We start from the raw sequence: 15,791 nt of genomic DNA, 5'->3' as shown, positions 1-15,791 counted from the left end.
CATGCTTTACGGCCGGTCCCTGTCCCGGGATGACATCGCCGCCCTGTCCGGTTCGCTGCAGGCCTTCGGCGGTGTGCGGCTGTTCACCCTGGGCGACGGGGTCGAACGCGGGGTGCGGATGCTAGAATTCCGCACCGGCAGCGGCCTGCGCTTCACCCTTGCCGTCGACCGCGCGCTGGACATCGCCGAGGTCGAACGTCGGGGGCGTCCCCTCGGCTGGCACTCCCCGACCGGTTTTCGCCATCCGGCCTATTTCGACTACGAAGGCGAGGATGGTCTGGGCCCTCTTCGCTCGTTCAGCGGCTTTCTTGTCACATGCGGGTTGGACCACATCCTCGGTTCGGGAGAGGTTTCTGCCCGAAGCTACAACTACCCCCGCCGGACCGTCGTCCGCCACGGTCTGCACGGGCGCGTGTCGAACATCCCTGCCCGCCTGACCGGCTATGGGGAACGCTGGGAGGGGGACCGCTGCATCCTCTGGGCCGAAGGGATCGTGGTCCAGGCGACCAATTTCGGCGAGAACCTGCATCTCTACCGCCGGATCGAGGCCGATCTCGGCGGCAACGAGATCCGCCTGAGCGACCGCGTCGTGAACGAAGGCTTCCTGACCACCCCCCACATGTTCTTCTACCATGTGAATATCGGGGCGCCCCTGCTTGAGGAGGGGGCCCGCTATGTGGCCCCGATCCGCGAGGTCGTCTGGGCCGGCCATGCAGGGGCGCGCTACCGGGCGCAGGGCGTGGGCTACCGGACGGCACCGCCCCCCATGAGGGATTTCGCGGAGCAGGTCTGGGAACACGACATGGCCGCCGACGGTCAGGGCAGGGTGCCTGTCGCCCTGCTGAATGACCGCCTGGGTCTGGGCCTCGAGGTGGTGACGCGGAAGGACCAGCTTCCCTGCTCCTATCAGTGGCAGAACTTCCAGGCCGGCAGCTATGCGCTGGGGATCGAGCCATCGACTCATCATGTCCTCGGCGACAAGGCTGCCCGCGAAAGGGGAGAGATGATCTGGCTCGGTGCCCGGGAATCCCGATCCTACGAGATCCGCTTCCAGGTGCTCGACGGGGAAGAGGCCCTCTCTCAGGCCGCGGCGCGGATCCGTGCCATCGTTCCCCAGCCTGACGACGACTATCCCGAGCCGTCAGGGCGCTTCGCGCCGCTCGATGGTCCGGGCCGACGATCCCCGCTTCCAGAGGAGGTCACATCATGACCAGCCTGCCTTCGTCCGTCGGCGGTGCGCGGGATATCCCCCAGCCGCCGCGTGACTACTCGCTGACCGGCGAATCCGCGCGGCGCGCCATCGAGATGGGTCTGGCCGCCGCCGAATGGTATCATACCGATGTTCCGCGCAAGGTGATGAAGGAGCTGATGCAGCGGCGGGACGGCCCTGCCATCCGCGACACGATCCTGTGGATTCTGCTGCATCTGGTCTTCGGCGGCATGGCCGCCTGGCTGTCCTGGAACGGCCATGTCTGGTGGTCGGTCCCGTTCTGGATCGCCTATGGCGTCCTCTACGGCTCGGCCTGCGATTCACGCTGGCACGAATGCGGCCATGGCACGGCCTTCCGCACGAGCTGGATGAACGATGTGGTGTATCACATCGCCAGCTTCCAGGTGATGCGCAATCCGGTCAACTGGCGCTGGAGCCATGCCCGCCACCACACCGATACCATCATCGTCGGCCGCGATGCAGAGATCGCATGGATGCATCCGATCCGGCTCGGACTGAAGGCGCTGGCCTTCATCGGGGTGGTGGACGCCTGGCAGTCCCTCAAGGTCCTCTGGCGCAATGCCCTTGGCCGGCTCTCCCCGGACGAGAAGGACTACATCCCCCCCTCCGAATGGCCCAGGGCCGTCTTCTGGGCGCGCGTCCACATGGCCATCTACGCCCTCACCGCACTGACGAGCCTGGGGCTGCTCCTGGCCGGGCAGGGCTGGCGATCGCTCATCCCCTTCATGCTCATCGGCCTGCCGCGCCTCTATGGCTGCTGGCACATGGTGATGACCGGCCTGCTCCAGCATGGCGGTCTGGCCGAGGATGTGCTCGATCACCGTCTGAATTCCCGGACCGTGTACATGAATCCGGTCAGCCGGTGGATCTACTGGAACATGAACTACCATGTGGAACATCACATGTTCCCCATGGTGCCCTATCACGCGCTGCCGCGGCTGCACGAGGTCATCAAGCATGACCTGCCCCGGCCCAACTCCTCGATCTGGGATGCCTATAGGGAGATGTTCCGGGCCGTCATGCGCCAGCGCCGGGAGCCCGGCTACTATCTGCGGCGCGAGCTGCCCCCCACCGCCAAGCCCTACCGGGAGCATCTTCACCAGTTCGTCCCCGACCGCAGCACGGTCTGACCGGACGCGATGCGGCGCCCCGGCCCGTGACGCGCCCGGGCCTGACCCCGCCGCCCCCCGGCGCGCGCCACGGGATGGCGCGGCGATGGCGCAGGCCGATGCGCTCTCGGCGCTCGGCAATCTCGGCTACGCCCCCGGCGAGGCGGTGCAGGCCGTGGCGCAGGCCCTGCAGGCCGATCCCGATCTCGACACGCCGGGTCTGATCCGCGCCGCCCTGCGGCTTCTGGCGCCGAAGGGGTGAGGGGCCGTCAGGCAGGCTCGGACAGCACGGGCCCGGATGGCGGCTGCCCCTTTCGGAACGCATCGTGAACGGATAGAGTGCCGCCATGGCCCATCCGCTCCTGTCCCCCGCTCCCCCTGCCCGAGGATGCCGACAAGGCCCTCCGGCCCCAGACGCTGTCCGAATTCATCGGCCAGCAGGAGGCGCGGGCCAATCTGCGCGTCTTCATCGAATCGGCCCGGATGCGGGGCGAGGCGATGGACCACACCCTGTTCTACGGCCCCCCGGGCCTCGGCAAGACGACGCTTGCCCAGATCATGGCGCGCGAGCTGGGCGTGGGCTTCCGCATGACCTCGGGGCCGGTGCTGGCCAAGCCGGGCGATCTGGCCGCGATCCTGACGAATCTGGAGGCGCGCGACGTCCTCTTCATCGACGAGATCCACCGCCTGAGCCCCGTGGTCGAGGAGGTGCTCTATCCCGCGCTCGAGGATTTCCAGCTCGATCTGGTGATCGGCGAGGGGCCGGCGGCGCGGACCGTGCGGATCGAGCTCCAGCCCTTCACCCTGGTCGGGGCGACGACCCGGCTCGGGCTGCTGACCACGCCCCTGCGCGACCGCTTCGGCATTCCCACGCGGCTCGAATTCTACAGCGTGGACGAGCTTTACGAGATCGTCCTGCGCAATGCCCGGTTGCTCGGCATCCCGGCCGATCCCGACGGCGCGCGCGAGATCGCGCGCCGCGCGCGGGGCACGCCGCGGATTGCCGGGCGGCTGCTGCGCCGGGTGGTGGATTTCGCCCTGGTCGAGGGGGAGGGGCGCGTGACCCGGGCGATCGCCGATGGCGCGCTCGACCGGCTGGGCGTGGACGATCTGGGGCTCGACAGTGCCGACAGGCGCTATCTGCGGCTCATCGCCGAAAGCTATCTCGGCGGTCCGGTGGGGGTGGAGACGCTCTCGGCCGCGCTGTCGGAGGCGCGCGACGCCATCGAGGAGGTGATCGAGCCCTATCTTCTCCAGCAGGGCCTGATCCAGCGCACGCCGCGCGGGCGGATGCTGACGCCCGCGGCGTTCCGGCATCTGGGCCTCGAGATGCCGAAGGGGCAGGGGGATCTGTTCGGCTGAGGCGGCCTGTGCCCTTGACGCTGGCCGTCGGCATGGCAAGCCTGCCGCCCATGCATCGCCTGGCCGTCCGCATCTATTACGAGGACACCGATCTCGCCGGCGTCGTCTATCATGCCAACTATCTGCGCTTCATCGAACGGGCCCGCACCGAATGGGCACGCGAGCGCGGGCTGGACCAGACCCGCCTGCGCGAGGCGGAGGGGATCGTGCTGGCCGTCCGCCGGATCGAGGCCGACTATCTCGCCCCCGCCCGGTTCGACGACCTGCTCGAGGTGACGACCCGCCCGGTCGAGGGGACGGGCGCGCGCCTCCTGCTGCATCAGGAGGTGCGGCGGGATGGGGCCCTCCTGTTTGCGGCGCGCGTGACGGTGGTGGCGATGGATCTAGCGGGGCGGCCGCGGCGTCTGCCCGCCGCGATCCGGGGCATGCTGGCCTGAGGCGGCGATCACTTCTGCGTGGGTATGCAGGCCCGGTTGCGCCATTCCGGGAGCAAGGGCCCTGAAAGCCTTGCGGGACGGGCCTGCAAGGGCTTCGCCGCCCGCCTGCCACAGTCCGGCACAATCCTGCCGGGGTGATTGGCTGAAGCCACGCCTTGCGGTATCCCCGGCCGGAGCGCGCCCCCGAGAGGCGCGGGGCATTGCGGCAGATCACGGCGGCAGATCACGGGCATCACGCATGGAACAGGCGACCGACTACACGATGTGGGGGCTGTTCGCCCATGCCACGCTGGTGGTGAAGGGCATCATGGTGATGCTGGTGCTGGCTTCGGTCTGGTGCTGGGGCGTGATCATCGACAAGCTGATCCAGTATCGCCGTGCCCGGCGCGAGGCAGCGGTCTTCGACCGGGCCTTCTGGTCCGGCGAACCGCTCGACGATCTCTTCGATCAGATCGGCCCCGATCCGAAGGGGCAGAGCCAGCGCATCTTCGCCGCCGGCATGATCGAATGGCGCCGCTCGCATCGCGATGACGGGGGCCTCATCCCCGGCGCCACGAGCCGCATCGACCGGGCCATGGACGTGGCCATCGCGCGCGAGGCGGAGAGCCTCCAGAAGGGTCTCGGCGTTCTGGCCACGGTGGGGTCCACGGCGCCCTTCATCGGCCTGTTCGGCACGGTCTGGGGCATCATGGTCAGCTTCATCGGCATCGCGCAGGAGCAGAACACCAATCTGGCTGTCGTCGCCCCCGGCAGAGGCCGAGCCGGCCCCGGAGGCGAGCGAGCCCGTCGCCCCCGAGCCCGAGGCCGAGCCTGAAACCGTGGTCGAGCCCGAGCCGCCTGCCGCGCCGCCGGAGGCTGCGCCGCAGATCGTGACCGAGGCCGAACAGCCCTCGGGCGCGGTGGAGACGGCGCTGCGTCCTGCGGTGCGGCCGTCGCGGCCTGCATCGGCTCGCCCGGCCGAGGCTTCTGCGGCAGAACCCCGAACCGCCCCGCAGGAGACAGAGGACAGTGCGCCCCGGTCCTCGCCGGCGTCGGACGGGGTGGAGGATGCCCTGGCGGCCGCTCTGGCCGGAACAGCCGAGCCCGCCTCGGCACGCGAACCCTCCGCGTCCGCGGCGGCGGCCGATCCGGGGCCGCCCCTGACCGGGGCCGAACGCGATGCCTTCCGCATTGCCGTGCAGTCCTGCTGGGTCGTCGATCCCGGCTCTCAGGCCGGGCGCACCACCGTGACCGTGGTCTTCGAGCTGGGCCGCGATGCCCGCGTGCAGGGCGATGTGCGGCTGCTCAGCCACAATGCCGAAAGCCAGGCGGCGGCCGACAGTGCCTTTGCGGCTGCACGCCGCGCGATCCTGCGCTGCCAGGGCGAAGGCTTTCCCCTGCCGCCGGAGAAATACGAGCAGTGGCGCCTTGTCGAGATGACCTTCAATCCCACCCTGATGACCATCCAGTGATGCTGTCGATGCCGACATCCGCCCTTGCCTTCGAGAGGTTTCCATGCGTCTGACCCGCCGCCATGCCGCTTTCGGTCTTGCCGCCGCGATGGTGGGGCCTGCGCTGCCCCTGCGCGCTCAGACCGGGCCGCTGCGCATCGACATCACCCAGGGGGTGATCGAGCCCATTCCCTTCGCCATTCGCCCCCTTCCACGCCCGAGACGGGCGGGGCGGCGGCGCTGGCCGCGCAGATCGAGGCGCTGATCGCCGCCGATCTCACCGGCACGGGCCTCTTCCGCGAGATTCCGCGCTCGGCCTTCATCTCGGTGCCGGCGAGCTTTGCCGAAGCCCCGCGCTATGCCGACTGGCGGGCGATCAATGCCCAGGCCCTCGTGACCGGGGCGGTGGCGGCGCAGGGCGGGCAGCTTGTCGTCAAGTTCCGTCTTCATGATGTCTTCTCGGGCGGCGAGCTGGGCGAGGGGCTCCAGTTCGCCGGCACCGAAGCGGGCTGGCGGCGCATGGCGCACAAGGTGGCCGATGCCGTCTATTCCCGCATCACCGGCGAGGGTGGCTATTTCGACAGCCGGGTGGTGTTCGTCTCCCAGTCGGGGCCCAAGGACGCGCGCAGCCAGCGCCTTGCCGTGATGGATTATGACGGCGCCAATGTGCAGTTCCTGACCGAATCGGGCAGCATCCTGTTCGCGCCCCGCTTCTCGCCGCGCGGCGACCGCGTCATCTACACGAGCTACGAGGGCGGGGCGCCGGCGATCTGGCTTCTCGACGTGGCCAGCGTCAGCCGCGCCCGCGTGCCGACCGCGCCGGGCGAGATGACCTTCTCTCCGCGCTTCTCGCCGGATGGGGGGCGTGTGGTCTATTCCGTCGCCAATGGCGGGAATACCGACATCTACATGACGGATCTGGCCTCCGGGGCGATGTCGCGCCTGACCGAGACGCCCTCGATCGAGACGGCGCCCTCCTTCTCGCCCGATGGGTCGCGCATCGTGTTCGAAAGCGACCGCTCGGGCACCCAGCAGCTCTATGTGATGCCCGCCGGCGGGGGAGAGGCGACGCGCATCAGCTTTGGCGAGGGGCGCTACGGCACGCCGGTCTGGTCGCCGCGCGGGGATCTCATTGCCTTTACCAAGCAGCATGCGGGCCGTTTCCACATCGGCGTCATGCGGACCGATGGTTCGGAGGAGAGGCTGCTCACGGCTTCCTTCCTCGATGAGGGGCCGACCTGGGCGCCCAATGGCCGGGTGCTGATGTTCACGCGCGAGACGCAGGGTGAGCAGGGGGCGCCGTCGCTCTATACCGTGGATGTGTCGGGCCGGAATCTCCGGCAGGTGCCCGGGATCGGGATGGCGTCGGATCCGTCCTGGGGGCCATTGCTGCCGTGACCGGTTGCGCTGGCCAGCCGTGCCAGAGGTGATAAGGTAAGGGACAAGAGGGATCGACCGATGACGAGATGGATGCTGGTGGCGGTGCTGGGGATGGCGGTGGGCCTCGGGGCCTGCACGCGCCCGGACCGGTTCGGGGCCGGGGGCGCCGGCGGGATGGGCGGCGCCGGCGGCATGGCGGGCCTGCCCGGCGCGGGCGTTCCCGGCGTGGGCACGGGCAGCCTCGGCGGTGCGGGGGATCCCGCCTCGCCGGCCTATTTCCAGCAGACGGTGGGCGATCGCGTCTTCTTTGCCGTGGACCAGTCCACCCTCAGCCCGCAGGCCATCCAGACCCTTCAGGGTCAGGCGCGCTGGCTTCTGGCGAATCCCTCCTACATGATCGTCATCGAAGGCCATGCCGACGAACAGGGCACGCGCGAATACAACGTCGCCCTCGGGGCGCGGCGCGCCAATGCGGTGCGCGAATATCTCATCTCCCAGGGTGTGCCGGGCAACCGCATGCGCACCATCTCCTACGGAAAGGAGCGGCCGGTGGCCCTCTGCTCGGACGAAAGCTGCTATTCGCAGAACCGCCGGGCGGTGACGGTCATCGCGGCCGCGGGCGTCTGATGCGTCGCGCTGCGCGCCGGCTTGCCGCGCTGCTCTGGCTGGCCCCGGCGGCGGTGCTGGCCCAGGCCGATCCGGCCACCATCGCCGGGATCCGCGCGGATATCGCCGCCCTGCGGGCCGAGATCGACTCCCTCCGCGGGCTCGCTCAGGAAGGGGGCACGGGGGGGCTCGCGCTCGGGGGGGCGAGCGGCCTCGAACGGCTTGCCGCCGTGGAAGCCGCCCTCAATGCCCTCACCGCCAAGGCCGAGGAGCTGGAGTTCCGCATCAACCGCATCACCACCGACGGCACGAACCGTCTGGGCGATCTCGAATTCCGCCTCTGCGAGATCGAGCCGGGCTGCGATGTCGGGGCGCTGGGCTCCACGCCGCCGCTGGGCGGGGTGGACAGCGCCGCGGTCGTGCCCCTGCCCGAACCCTCCCAACCCCCTGCGTCTCCCGCGGGGACCGGCCCGGACCTGGCCGCCAACGAACAGGCCGATTTCGAGCGGGCGTCGGAGGCGCTCGCTCAAGGTGACTTTCGCGGCGCCGCTGACGGCTTTGCGACCTTTGTCGAGACCTATCCGGGCAGCCCCCTGACGGCGCGCGCCCTTGTCGGGCGGGGCGAAGCCCTGGATGCCCTGGGCGAGACGGCGGATGCCGCCCGGGCCTATCTCGATGCCTTCTCGGCCGAACCCGCGGGGATCGTGGCCCCCGATGCCCTGCTCGGGCTCGGGCGCAATCTCGGGCGGTTGGGGCAGATCGCCGATGCCTGCACGACCTTGCGCGAGATCGATCTGCGCTTTCCCGCCTCGCCCGTCACGCTCGAGGCGCAGGCGGAAAGACGGGCGCTCAACTGTCCCTGAGCCCCGAAGGGGCGGTGGCGGTGGCGCTGGCGGCCCTGCCGCCGGGCGAGGCCGCCCTTGTCGCCGTCTCGGGCGGGGGCGACAGCATGGCCCTTCTGCATGCGACGGCCATCGCTGCGCAGGGGCGCCCGGTTCTTGCGGCGACGGTCGATCACGGCCTGCGCCCCGAGGCCGCCGCCGAGGCCGCGCTCGTGGCCCGGCACTGCGCCGCGCTGGGCATTCCCCATGCGGTGCTGCACTGGAGGGCACCCTCGCGCGGCAATCTCCAGGCTGCCGCGCGCGAAGGCCGCCGCCGCCTGCTGGCGGAGCATGCAAAGGCACAGGGGGCCTCTCTGGTCCTGCTGGGGCATACGGCCGACGATCAGGCCGAGACGGTGCTGATGCGTCTGGCCCGGGGCTCTGGTGTGGATGGGCTGGCGGGGATGCCCGCCGCCTTCCGGGCGCTGGATCTGGGCTGGATGCGCCCCTTTCTCGGCCTCCCGCGCGAAGCCTTGCGCCTGTGGCTGCGTGAACGGGCCATCGACTGGGTCGAGGATCCGTCCAATGCCGATCTCCGCTTCGCCCGCGCCAGAGCCCGCGCGATGATGGAACCGCTCGCCACGCTGGGTCTGACGCGGGATCGTCTGCTGCGCATGGCCGGGCATATGGCCGCGGCGGAACGCACGCTGTGGGCCGCCGCGCTGCGCGAGGCGGAAGGCACCGTGCAGGAGGAGGCGGGCGGGACGCTCCGGCTCGATGCGGCGCTGCTCGAGAGGATCGGGGTCGAGGATACGGCGGCGCGCCTGCTGGCTGCAGCGCTGATGTGGGTGGGCGGTCGGGATCACCGGCCGCGCTGGGATGCGCTCATGCGGCTGGCAGGGCGGCTCCGGACGGGGCGGGGGGCGACGCTGGCCGGCTGCCTGATCCGCCGGGAAGGCGCCGCGCTGCTCATCCTGCGCGAGACGCGCAACAGGGCCGCCCCGCCTGCCCAGGGTTTCGCGGCCTTTCTTGCGGCGCAGGCAGAGCCGCCGTCGCTCTCGCAGGGCGCTGTCTGCGGGTCCGGGTCGGCGGGATGATCGCGGGGTCCCCTGCGGTGTTCCCTGCGGGTTCTTCTGCGGTGTTAACGGGATCTTAACCTGTTTGTGGCAGGGTGATTCGCAGGGGCCGTTCATCCGGCCGGTCGCCCCGCGGGGGGCGGCCGGGGGGGCGGCTCTGGCGGGCCTGGTCTTGGGTCCGTCTGCTCTTTGGTTCGGGTCCTGCGGCGGTCTGTCTGCGGGCATCGGGCGGCCTGGGGTCTGTCTGCGGTCTTTGCTGCGGGGGGGCTTGCGGGCGGTCTGGGGATCCGGCCGGGCCACTCCCCCGGGGTGCTGTCGCGGCACCGAAGGAGCGATAGGGCCTCCGTTCCGGCCCACCGTCCCGGCGGCCCCCCGCACAGGCCGCCGTCATGGCCGCCGTCATGGCCGCCATGGCCGTCATGGCTGCCGTCGCGGCTGTTCCGGTCCTGCTGGCGGGCAAGGCAGCGCGGGGCAAGTGCCTCTGTCTGCCTGTTCGCCCGGCATGAGGCGCTTTCGCATTGAACCTGCCGCGCGCGCCCTTATCTTCGCTTCAGGCAGCGCGGGCGGCCGGTCGCCCGCACAGAGGAGAGTCCGCCTTTGGGCAACGCGCGCAATATCGCCTTCTGGGTCGTCCTGTTCCTGCTGGTTCTGGCCTTGTTCAACCTGTTCTCGGGCGGTCAGTCCACGATGGCCTCGAATTCGCGGTCCTATTCGGATTTCGTGGCTTCGGTGAATGCCGGTCAGGTGGTTCAGGCCACCATCGACGGCGAGGAGGTGCGCTATCGCCAGTCCGACGGGCGTGACTATGTGACCATCCTGCCGCCCGATGCCCAGGTGACGGATCTGCTGCTGGAGCGCGGGGTTCCGGTGTCCGCCCGCTCGCAGCAGCAGTCGGGCTTCACGGCCTTCATCCTGTCGCTTCTGCCCTTCCTGCTGCTGATCGGGGTCTGGATCTATTTCATGAACCGGATGCAGGGGGGCGGGCGCGGCGGCGCGATGGGCTTTGGCAAGAGTCGGGCGAAACTCCTGACCGAGAAGCATGGCCGCGTCACCTTCGACGATGTGGCCGGCATCGACGAGGCCAAGGAGGAGCTCGAGGAGATTGTCGAGTTCCTGCGCAATCCGCAGAAGTTCTCGCGTCTGGGCGGCAAGATCCCGAAGGGGGCTTTGCTGGTCGGTCCGCCGGGCACCGGCAAGACGCTGCTGGCCCGCGCCATCGCGGGAGAGGCGGGGGTCCCCTTCTTCACCATCTCGGGTTCGGACTTCGTCGAGATGTTCGTGGGCGTGGGTGCCAGCCGCGTGCGCGACATGTTCGAACAGGCCAAGAAGAACGCCCCCTGCATCGTCTTCATCGACGAGATCGACGCCGTCGGGCGGTCCCGCGGGATCGGCTATGGCGGGGGCAATGACGAACGCGAACAGACGCTGAACCAGCTCCTGGTGGAGATGGACGGGTTCGAGGCCAATGAGGGCGTCATCATCATTGCCGCGACGAACCGCCCCGACGTGCTGGATCCGGCGCTGCTGCGGCCCGGCCGCTTCGACCGGCAGGTGCAGGTGCCCAACCCCGACATCAAGGGGCGCGAGAAGATCCTGGGCGTTCATGCGCGCAAGGTGCCGCTTGGCCCGGATGTGGATCTGCGCATCATCGCCCGCGGCACCCCCGGTTTTTCGGGGGCCGATCTGGCCAATCTGGTCAACGAGGCGGCGCTGATGGCGGCGCGGGTGGGCCGGCGCTTCGTGACGATGATGGATTTCGAATCGGCCAAGGACAAGGTCATGATGGGGGCCGAACGGCGCTCCATGGTGATGTCCGAGGAGGAGAAGCGTCTGACCGCCTATCACGAGGCGGGCCATGCGATCGTGGGGCTGAACGTGCCTCAGCATGACCCGATCCACAAGGCCACGATCATTCCCCGGGGCCGCGCTCTGGGTCTGGTGCTGAGCCTGCCCGAACGTGATCAGCTCTCGGTCACCTATACCAAGTACAAGTCCAAGATTGCGATGGCGATGGGCGGGCGCGTGGCCGAGGAGCTGGTCTTCGGTCCCGAGCAGGTGACATCAGGCGCCACGAGCGACATCCAGCAGGCGACCCGGATCGCCCGGGCAATGGTGACCCAGTTCGGCATGTCCGAGAAGCTGGGCTTCGTGGATTATGCGAACGAACAGCAGAGCTTCCTCGGATCCTGGCAGGGCACCGTCAACCATTCGGCCGAGACGCAGAAGCTGATCGATGCCGAGGTGAAGCGCCTCATCGACGAGGGCTATCAGACCGCCAAGCGCATCCTGACCGAGAAGCGCGAGGAGCTGGATCGCCTCGCCAGGGGGCTGCTGGAATACGAGACCCTCACCGGATCCGAGATCACGCGCGTCATTGCGGGCGAGCTGCTCGATCGGGGCGAGGATCTGTCGCCTCCCTCGGGGGGAACATCGATCACCGCGATCCCCAAGACGCCGCGCCCGCGCCGCTCGCGCGAGGACATGGAGCCCGAGCCGACGGCCTGACCTTGAGGGGGCTCCCCCGCTGCCCGAGGCTGCGCCTCCCACTCCGCCCCGGGAGCGGTGGGCGCCGCAGATGGCCGGGCTGTCCGCGCCGCTCAGCGGCGCGGGCGGATGGCGGGGCCGAGGAGCAGCGACATCCGAGGGACAGAAGAAGCCATGCCCGCCCTCATCGAGAGCCCCCATCGCGGCCGCATCGTCTGGCTGGGCCGTGTCGTCCGGCCCGTGGGCGATGATCTGATCATCCATGGCGAGGCCGTGGCCGAGATGCCGCTGACCTTCGCCGGCTTTGCAGGCGAGGTGCATTCCGGCGAGACGCGGCCCGCCTGTGCCCGGGTCCGGGACCTGCATCCGCGCGGCACGACGATCCGCAATGTCCGGCAGCTTTCGCTCGTCTCGGCAGAAGAGATGGCGGCGGTGGCCGCGGCGCTTGGGCTGGAGGAGATGGACTATGCCTGGCTCGGCGCCTCGGTCGTCGTCTCGGGCCTTCCCGATTTCACGCATCTGCCCCCCTCTTCGCGGCTTCAGGCCGAGGATGGCTGCACGCTGGTCGTGGACATGGAGAATCTTCCCTGTCAGGAGCCGGCCCGGACCATCGAGGCGGCCCGTCCCGGCCATGGCCGGGCCTTCCGGGAGGCCGCGAAAGGCCGGCGTGGGGTCACGGCTTGGGTGGAACGCGAAGGCGTCCTGCGGGTCGGCAGCCCGTTGCGCCTGTTCGTCCCGGCACAGCGGGGCTGGCGACCGGATTCCATCTGATCCGCTCTGTTCCGATCGGCGTCCCGCGTTTCATGGCAGAGGCCGGAATGCGGCTGAAACCTGTCGCAATCGCCGTTCCGGCCGGTTTCGCTCTCCGCTAGGCAGGGCGCGACGCGGAGGGGACGCATGAAGACCGATATCGAGATCGCACGCGAAGCCAAGAAGAAGCCGATCCAGGAGATCGGGGCCCGTCTGGGCATCCCGGCGGAACATCTGCTGCCCTATGGCCATGACAAGGCGAAGGTCAGTCAGGACTTCATCGCCTCGCTCGAGGGGCGGCCGGATGGCAAGCTGATCCTTGTGACGGCCATCAACCCGACGCCTGCGGGCGAGGGGAAGACGACCACGACCGTGGGTCTGGGCGATGGTCTGAACCGGATCGGCAAGAAGGCGATCGTCTGCATCCGCGAAGCCTCTCTGGGCCCCAATTTCGGGATGAAGGGCGGGGCTGCCGGGGGCGGCATGGCGCAAGTCGTGCCGATGGAGGACATGAACCTCCATTTCACCGGCGATTTTCATGCCATCACGGCGGCACACAACCTGCTGGCCGCCATGATCGACAACCACATCTACTGGGGCAACGAACTGGGCATCGATGTCCGCCGGATCGCCTGGCGCCGGGTGATGGACATGAACGACCGCGCGCTGCGCGATATCGTCGTGGGGCTGGGCGGCGTGGCGAACGGGTTTGCCCGTCAGACCGGCTTCGACATCACCGTCGCTTCGGAGGTGATGGCGATCCTCTGCCTGGCCACGGATCTCAAGGATCTGCAGAAGCGTCTGGGCGACATCGTGGTGGCCTATCGCCGCGACAAGAGCCCCGTCTATTGCCGTGACCTCAAGGCCGATGGGGCGATGACGGTGCTGCTCAAGGATGCGATGCAGCCGAATCTCGTGCAGACGCTGGAGAACAACCCGGCCTTCGTCCATGGCGGCCCCTTCGCCAACATCGCGCATGGCTGCAACAGCGTCATCGCGACGAAGACTGCGCTGAAGCTGGGCGAATATGTCGTGACCGAGGCCGGCTTCGGCGCCGATCTCGGGGCCGAGAAGTTCTTCGACATCAAGTGCCGCAAGGCAGGGTTGAAGCCTGCCGCGGCGGTGATCGTTGCCACCGTCCGCGCGATGAAGATGAACGGCGGCGTGGCGAAGGCGGATCTCGGCACCGAGAATGTGGAGGCCGTGAAGAAGGGCTGCCCCAATCTCGGCCGCCACATCGCCAACACGAAGGGCTTCGGCGTGCCGGTGGTGGTGGCGATCAACCATTTTGCCACCGATACCGAGGCCGAGATCCAGGCCGTGAAGGACTATGTCGCCCAGCAGGGCGCCGAGGCCGTGCTGTGCCGCCACTGGGCCGAGGGCTCTGCGGGGATCGAGGAGCTGGCGCGCAAGGTCGTGCAGATCGCCGAAGGCGGGGCGGCAAATTTCGCGCCGCTCTATCCTGACGAGATGCCGCTGTTCCAGAAGATCGAGACCATTGCCAAGCGCATCTATCACGCGGACGAGGTGATCGCGGACAAGGCGATCCGCGATCAGCTCCGCGCATGGGAGGCCGCAGGATACGGGCATTTCCCGATCTGCATGGCCAAGACGCAGTATTCGTTCAGCACCGACCCCAACCTGCGCGGCGCGCCGACCGGCCACACGGTTCCCATCCGCGAGGTGCGGCTGAGCGCCGGTGCCGGCTTCATCGTCGTGATCTGCGGCGAGATCATGACCATGCCGGGCCTGCCCAAGATCCCCTCGGCCGAGGTCATCCGCCTCGATGAGGCTGGCCGGATCGAGGGGCTGTTCTGATTGACCTTCCGTGCCATGCCGCTCAATCAGGCGTGGCACGGCAAGGAGGGCAGGCAATGAAGCGACCGGCGGACTGCAAGACGATGGCCGACATCCGGGCCGAGATCGACCGGGTGGACCGGGAGCTGGTCCGGCTTCTTGCGGAGCGGACCGGCTATATCGACCGCGCTGCCGAGATCAAGGGACCGCTCCAGATGCCTGCGCGCATTGCCTCGCGGGTGGAGGAGGTGGTTGCCAATGTCCGGCGCGAGGCGGTCGCTCAGGGCCTGCCCCCTGACCTGATCGAGAAACTGTGGCGGCGCCTGATCGACTGGTCGATCGCGCGCGAGGAAGGGGTTCTGGGCCCCGAATGGGAGGACCATCCATGAGCGGCGAGACCGTGGCACCGGAAACCATGGCCCGGGTGATCGACGGCAAGGCCTTTGCAGGACGTCTGCGCAGCCGGATCGCGGCAGAGGTTGCCGCACTGAAGGCCCGCGGGATCACGCCGGGGCTGGCGGTGGTGCTCGTGGGACAGGATCCGGCCAGCCAGGTCTATGTCGCATCCAAGCACCGGCAATGCATCGAGGCCGGCATGGCCAGCTTCGAACATCGCCTGCCGGAGGCGACATCGGAAGAGGAACTGCTGGCCCTGATCCGGCAGCTCAATGCGGATCCGGCGGTGCATGGGATCCTCGTGCAGTTGCCTCTGCCGCGGCATCTGAACAGCGATCTCGTCATCAACAGCATCGACCCGGCCAAGGATGTGGACGGGTTCCACATCTCGAATGTCGGGCTTCTGGGGACGGGGCAGAAGGCGATGGTGCCCTGCACCCCTCTGGGTTGCCTGCTGCTGCTGCGCGACCTGCATGGCGATCTGTCCGGCAAGGATGCCGTGGTCATCGGTCGCAGCAACATCGTCGGCAAGCCGATGGCCCAGCTTCTGCTGGCCGAGAACTGCACCGTGACGATCGCCCATAGCCGCACGCGCGACCTGCCCGCCGTCCTGCGCCGGGCCGAGATCGTGGTGGCCGCGGTGGGCCGCCCGCGCATGGTGCAGGGCGACTGGATCCGCCCCGGTGCGACCGTCATCGATGTGGGGATCAATCGCATCCCCGGCGAGGGGGGGCGTGATCGCCTTGTGGGCGATGTGGACTATGATAGCGCCCGCCGGGTGGCCGGCGCCATCACCCCGGTTCCGGGCGGCGTCGGGCCGATGACCATCGCCTGCCTGCTCGCCAATACGGTGACGGCCTGCTGCCGCGCCAACGGCCTGCCCGAGCCCGAGGGGCTGACCGCCTGAGCCGT

14 protein-coding genes and 2 pseudogenes are annotated in these 15,791 nt (G+C 69.1%); all 16 read left to right on the top strand.

Annotated features, from left to right (window positions below):
* Position 1: 1 nt before the first annotated feature.
* Positions 2-1,210 (top strand): aldose 1-epimerase family protein, encoded by a 1,209-nt coding sequence (locus RUTHE_RS07155; RefSeq protein WP_245542208.1) that lies wholly within the window; start codon positions 2-4, stop codon positions 1,208-1,210.
* The gene (locus RUTHE_RS17485) at positions 1,207-2,361 is read left to right on the top strand and encodes a fatty acid desaturase family protein (protein ID WP_021097671.1); all 1,155 of its coding nucleotides are present in this window, start codon (positions 1,207-1,209) and stop codon (positions 2,359-2,361) included. The genes RUTHE_RS07155 and RUTHE_RS17485 overlap by 4 nt, the downstream gene beginning before the upstream one ends.
* A gap of 19 nt (positions 2,362-2,380) precedes the next feature.
* Positions 2,381-2,602, top strand: a pseudogene (locus RUTHE_RS17480) (Holliday junction branch migration protein RuvA); the annotation flags it as partial.
* Between the two features lie 77 nt (positions 2,603-2,679).
* On the top strand, positions 2,680-3,702 hold the full coding sequence (gene ruvB / locus RUTHE_RS07140; protein WP_021097669.1) for a Holliday junction branch migration DNA helicase RuvB: 1,023 nt from the start codon (positions 2,680-2,682) through the stop codon (positions 3,700-3,702).
* Positions 3,703-3,752: 50 nt separating this feature from the next.
* Positions 3,753-4,139, top strand: coding sequence for a tol-pal system-associated acyl-CoA thioesterase (gene ybgC / locus RUTHE_RS07135; protein ID WP_040645442.1), 387 nt, complete (start codon positions 3,753-3,755; stop codon positions 4,137-4,139).
* 238 nt (positions 4,140-4,377) lie between these two features.
* Complete coding sequence (locus RUTHE_RS07130) at positions 4,378-4,953, top strand: MotA/TolQ/ExbB proton channel family protein (protein WP_021097667.1); 576 nt, start codon at positions 4,378-4,380, stop codon at positions 4,951-4,953.
* Between the two features lie 4 nt (positions 4,954-4,957).
* A complete protein-coding gene (locus RUTHE_RS07125; protein WP_021097666.1) occupies positions 4,958-5,590 on the top strand; it encodes a hypothetical protein in 633 nt (210 codons plus the stop codon).
* A gap of 43 nt (positions 5,591-5,633) precedes the next feature.
* Positions 5,634-6,967: pseudogene (tolB, locus tag RUTHE_RS07120) on the top strand (Tol-Pal system beta propeller repeat protein TolB).
* 60 nt (positions 6,968-7,027) lie between these two features.
* Positions 7,028-7,576, top strand: coding sequence for a peptidoglycan-associated lipoprotein Pal (pal, locus tag RUTHE_RS07115; protein ID WP_021097663.1), 549 nt, complete (start codon positions 7,028-7,030; stop codon positions 7,574-7,576).
* The gene (gene ybgF / locus RUTHE_RS07110; RefSeq protein ID WP_021097662.1) at positions 7,576-8,418 is read left to right on the top strand and encodes a tol-pal system protein YbgF; all 843 of its coding nucleotides are present in this window, start codon (positions 7,576-7,578) and stop codon (positions 8,416-8,418) included. Before pal ends, ybgF begins: the two co-directional genes overlap by 1 nt.
* Before the next feature lie 20 nt (positions 8,419-8,438).
* Positions 8,439-9,473, top strand: a complete 1,035-nt coding sequence (gene tilS, locus RUTHE_RS07105; protein ID WP_021097661.1) for a tRNA lysidine(34) synthetase TilS — start codon at positions 8,439-8,441, stop codon at positions 9,471-9,473.
* A gap of 576 nt (positions 9,474-10,049) precedes the next feature.
* Positions 10,050-11,957, top strand: coding sequence for an ATP-dependent zinc metalloprotease FtsH (ftsH, locus tag RUTHE_RS07100; protein ID WP_021097659.1), 1,908 nt, complete (start codon positions 10,050-10,052; stop codon positions 11,955-11,957).
* A 153-nt stretch (positions 11,958-12,110) separates the two neighbouring features.
* On the top strand, positions 12,111-12,707 hold the full coding sequence (locus RUTHE_RS07095) for an MOSC domain-containing protein (RefSeq protein ID WP_021097658.1): 597 nt from the start codon (positions 12,111-12,113) through the stop codon (positions 12,705-12,707).
* A gap of 126 nt (positions 12,708-12,833) precedes the next feature.
* Positions 12,834-14,504: a formate--tetrahydrofolate ligase gene (locus tag RUTHE_RS07090; protein WP_021097657.1), complete on the top strand. Its 1,671-nt coding sequence runs from the start codon at positions 12,834-12,836 to the stop codon at positions 14,502-14,504.
* 56 nt (positions 14,505-14,560) lie between these two features.
* On the top strand, positions 14,561-14,872 hold the full coding sequence (locus RUTHE_RS07085; RefSeq protein WP_021097656.1) for a chorismate mutase: 312 nt from the start codon (positions 14,561-14,563) through the stop codon (positions 14,870-14,872).
* Positions 14,869-15,786, top strand: coding sequence for a bifunctional methylenetetrahydrofolate dehydrogenase/methenyltetrahydrofolate cyclohydrolase FolD (gene folD / locus RUTHE_RS07080; protein WP_021097655.1), 918 nt, complete (start codon positions 14,869-14,871; stop codon positions 15,784-15,786). Before RUTHE_RS07085 ends, folD begins: the two co-directional genes overlap by 4 nt.
* Positions 15,787-15,791 lie beyond the last annotated feature (5 nt).

Origin of the sequence: Rubellimicrobium thermophilum DSM 16684 (assembly GCF_000442315.1) — a bacterium.
Taxonomy (GTDB): Bacteria; Pseudomonadota; Alphaproteobacteria; order Rhodobacterales; family Rhodobacteraceae; genus Rubellimicrobium; species Rubellimicrobium thermophilum.
The sequence above is the reverse complement of the archived record's forward strand: the minus strand, read 5'-3'. Positions and strand labels throughout refer to the sequence as shown.

What these genes read in the sequence shown, in the direction of transcription:
- RUTHE_RS07095 (WP_021097658.1), top strand. Translation starts at nt 12,111, where the DNA reads ATGCCCGCCCTCATCGAGAGCCCCCATCGCGGCCGCATCGTCTGGCTG.
- ybgC (WP_040645442.1), top strand. Translation starts at nt 3,753, where the DNA reads ATGCATCGCCTGGCCGTCCGCATCTATTACGAGGACACCGATCTCGCC.
- RUTHE_RS07085 (WP_021097656.1), top strand. Translation starts at nt 14,561, where the DNA reads ATGAAGCGACCGGCGGACTGCAAGACGATGGCCGACATCCGGGCCGAG.
- folD (WP_021097655.1), top strand. Translation starts at nt 14,869, where the DNA reads ATGAGCGGCGAGACCGTGGCACCGGAAACCATGGCCCGGGTGATCGAC.
- RUTHE_RS07130 (WP_021097667.1), top strand. Translation starts at nt 4,378, where the DNA reads ATGGAACAGGCGACCGACTACACGATGTGGGGGCTGTTCGCCCATGCC.
- pal (WP_021097663.1), top strand. Translation starts at nt 7,028, where the DNA reads ATGACGAGATGGATGCTGGTGGCGGTGCTGGGGATGGCGGTGGGCCTC.
- RUTHE_RS07090 (WP_021097657.1), top strand. Translation starts at nt 12,834, where the DNA reads ATGAAGACCGATATCGAGATCGCACGCGAAGCCAAGAAGAAGCCGATC.
- RUTHE_RS17485 (WP_021097671.1), top strand. Translation starts at nt 1,207, where the DNA reads ATGACCAGCCTGCCTTCGTCCGTCGGCGGTGCGCGGGATATCCCCCAG.
- RUTHE_RS07155 (WP_245542208.1), top strand. Translation starts at nt 2, where the DNA reads ATGCTTTACGGCCGGTCCCTGTCCCGGGATGACATCGCCGCCCTGTCC.
- ybgF (WP_021097662.1), top strand. Translation starts at nt 7,576, where the DNA reads ATGCGTCGCGCTGCGCGCCGGCTTGCCGCGCTGCTCTGGCTGGCCCCG.